Genomic DNA, 3,138 nt, shown 5'->3' on the forward strand with positions numbered 1-3,138 from the left:
GCTGCCGTCGCCGAGCGTGAAACCCGGCTCGGAGAACGACTGCGCGAGGTAGGTCATGCACAGGTACGGCTCGCCGCGCAGGCACTCGGCGCACTTGTACTCCAGCATCGCGCGCAGTTCCGCCCACGCCGTGTCGGAGATGGCGCGAGCGAGCGTGCGGTTCCTGAGCAGGTTGTGGACGGCGAGGTCTTCGATCACGACCGTTTGGTTCTCACGGACGAGACGAGTCGACAGCTTGTGCAGGAAGTCGCGGCGCCGGTCGCTGATTCGCGCGTGCACGCGGGCGAGTTTGCGGCGGGCCTTGTCGCGGTTCGTCGAGCCGGGGGCCTTGCGGGCAAGCTCGCGCTGCGCCTTGGCCAGGCGGGCGCGGTCGCGCCGCTCGTGCCGGGGGTTGGCGATCTTCTCCCCGGTCGACAGGGTCACCAGCGAAGTGATCCCGGCGTCGATCCCGACCGCCGCGTCCGTGGCGGGGGCGGAGGCGACGCAGTCCTGGCACAGCAGGGACACGAACCAGCGGCCCGCACTGTCGCGCGACACCGTCACCGTGCTCGGCTCCACACCCTCGGGAAGCGGCCGCGACCAGCGGATGTCCAGCGGCGCGGCCATCTTCGCCAGGGTAAGGCGCCCGTCGCGCCAGGTGAAGGCGCTGCGGGTGTACTCGGCCGACGCACGCGACCGCTTGCGCGCCTTGAACCGCGGATAGGCGGCCCGCTTGGCGAAGAAGTTGGCGAACGCCGTCTGAAGATGGCGCAGCGCCTGCTGGAGCGGGACGCACGACACCTCCGCCAGGAAGGCGAACTCCGCCGTCTTCTTCCATTGCGTCAGAAGAGCGGACGACTGCGGGTAGGAGATCCGGCGCCCCTCGCCGTACCAGGCCCGGGTCCGCTCCTCCAGAGCCTTGTTGTAGACCATGCGCACGCAGCCGAACGTGCGAGACAGCTCAGCCGCCTGCTCGCCGGTCGGGTAGAAGCGGTATTTGAACGCCCGCTTGACCTGCCGCGCCATGCCACACGTTCTAACAGCTTCGGTGCGAGCCGACCTGACGGAAGTCGTAACGCCCCGGCTTCGCCGCTCTGCTCCGCAGAGGCGCGTTTTCTCCCTGGCCTGACGGCCGGGGCATCCATGGAGGAATCCAGATGACCGAGATCAAGGTCCCGGAGATGGGGCTCGTCGTGCTCGTCGGCGTGTCCGGGTCGGGCAAGTCGCACTTCGCGCGCAAGCACTTCAAGCCGACCCAGGTGGTGTCGTCGGACTTCTGCCGCGGGGTCGTGTCGGACGACGAGAACGACCAGTCGGCCACCGGCGACGCGTTCGACCTGCTGCACTACATCGTGGGCAAGCGCCTGCGGCGCGGACTGCTGACCGTGGTGGACGCGACCAACGTGCAGACCAAGGCGCGGGAGTCGCTGCTCAAGCTGGCCAAGGAGCACGACGTCCTGTCGGTGGCGATCGTGCTGGACGTCCCCGAGGGCCTCGCCGCCGAGCGCAACGCCGGGCGCCCGGACCGCGACCTGGCCCCGCACGTCATCCCGCGCCAGCGCCGCGAGCTGCGGCGCGGCATGCGGTCGCTCGGCCGCGAGTTCCGCCGCGTCCACGTCCTGACCGGTCCCGACGAGATCGACGCCGCGACGATCCGGTACGAGAAGGCCTGGAACGACAGGCGCGAGCTGACCGGCCCGTTCGACGTCATCGGCGACGTGCACGGCTGCCGCGCGGAGCTGGAGGATCTCCTCGCCGACCTCGGCTACGAGATCCTCCGGGACGCGCGGGGGCGCGCCGCCGGCGCGAGCCACCCCGGCGGGCGGACCGCCGTCTTCGTCGGCGACCTGGTCGACCGCGGCCCCGACTCGCCGGGCGTGCTGCGCCTGGTGATGGGCATGGTGGCCGCCGGCGACGCGCTGTGCGTCTCGGGCAACCACGAGGCCAAGCTCGTCCGCGCGCTGCGCGGGCGCAAGGTGCGGCTCGCGCACGGGCTCGCCGAGTCGCTGGAGCAGCTCGCCGCCGAGGATGAGGACTTCCGCGACGGCGCGCTGCGGTTCATGGACGGCCTCATCAGCCACTACGTCCTGGACGGCGGACGCCTGGTCGTGGCCCACGCCGGGCTCAAGGAGGACTACCACGGCCGCGCGTCCGGGCGGGTCCGCTCGTTCGCGCTGTACGGCGACACGACCGGGGAGACCGACGAGTACGGCCTTCCGGTGCGCTACCCGTGGGCGCGCGACTACCGGGGCAAGGCGATGGTCGTGTACGGCCACACGCCCGTCCCGGAGGCGGAGTGGGTGAACAACACCATCTGCCTGGACACCGGTGCGGTGTTCGGCGGGAAGCTGACGGCGCTGCGGTATCCGGAGCGCGAGCTGGCGTCGGTTCCGGCGCGGCAGGTCTGGTACGAGCCGACGCGTCCGCTGGAGGCGCCGGCCAAGGCGAGCGCGGGCGGCCACCGGGAGAACGAGGTCCTCAACATCGGGGACGTCCTCGGGAACCAGGGCGTCGAGACCCGCCTGATGGGCCGCGTCTCGGTCCGGGAGGAGAACGCGCTGGCCGCGCTGGAGGTGATGAGCCGGTTCGCGGTGGACCCGCGCTGGCTCGTCTACCTGCCGCCCACCATGGCCCCCGCCGAGACGTCGCCCCTGCCGGGATACCTGGAGCATCCGGCCGAGGCCCTCGCCGCGTACCGGGACAAGGGCGTCCTGCGCGTGGTGTGCGAGGAGAAGCACATGGGCTCGCGCGCCGTGGCGGTCGTGTGCCGCGACGCCTCGGTGGCCGCCGAGCGGTTCGGCGTGGACGACGGGACGACCGGCGCCGTCTACACCCGCACCGGGCGGTCCTTCTTCCGCGACCCGTCCCGCACGGCCGAGGTCCTGGATCGGCTCCGCGCCGCCGTCGGCGCGGCGGGGCTCTGGGACGAACTGGACACCGGATGGCTCGTCCTCGACGGCGAGATGCTGCCGTGGTCGGCGAAGGCGATGGACCTCATCCGCACCCAGTACGCGGCGACCGGCGCGGCGGCCCGGGCCGCCCTGCCCGTGGCGGCCGACGCGCTCGCGCGGGCGGACGGGCGGGGGCTCGACCTCCCCGTAACTGATCACAGTGGGGGGAGATCAGTGCCTACCAAGACCGAATCGCGTACGGCGAGCC

Annotated in this window: 2 protein-coding genes; one reads left to right on the forward strand and one right to left on the reverse strand. The window is 71.9% G+C overall.

The genetic code is table 11. The features are described from left to right. A partial coding sequence (locus AB0C69_RS40480) for a transposase (RefSeq protein WP_360361798.1) occupies positions 1 to 1,005 on the reverse strand: 1,005 nt, incomplete at its 3' end. Positions 1,006 to 1,136: 131 nt separating this feature from the next. On the opposite strand from AB0C69_RS40480, the gene AB0C69_RS40485 reads away from it, so the two are divergent. After that, the coding region (locus tag AB0C69_RS40485) for a polynucleotide kinase-phosphatase (protein ID WP_360361801.1) at positions 1,137 to 3,138 on the forward strand (2,002 nt) is incomplete at its 3' end.

It is taken from the genome of Actinomadura sp. NPDC048032 (genome assembly GCF_040653175.1).
In the GTDB taxonomy this organism is placed as follows: domain Bacteria; phylum Actinomycetota; class Actinomycetes; order Streptosporangiales; family Streptosporangiaceae; genus Spirillospora; species Spirillospora verrucosospora.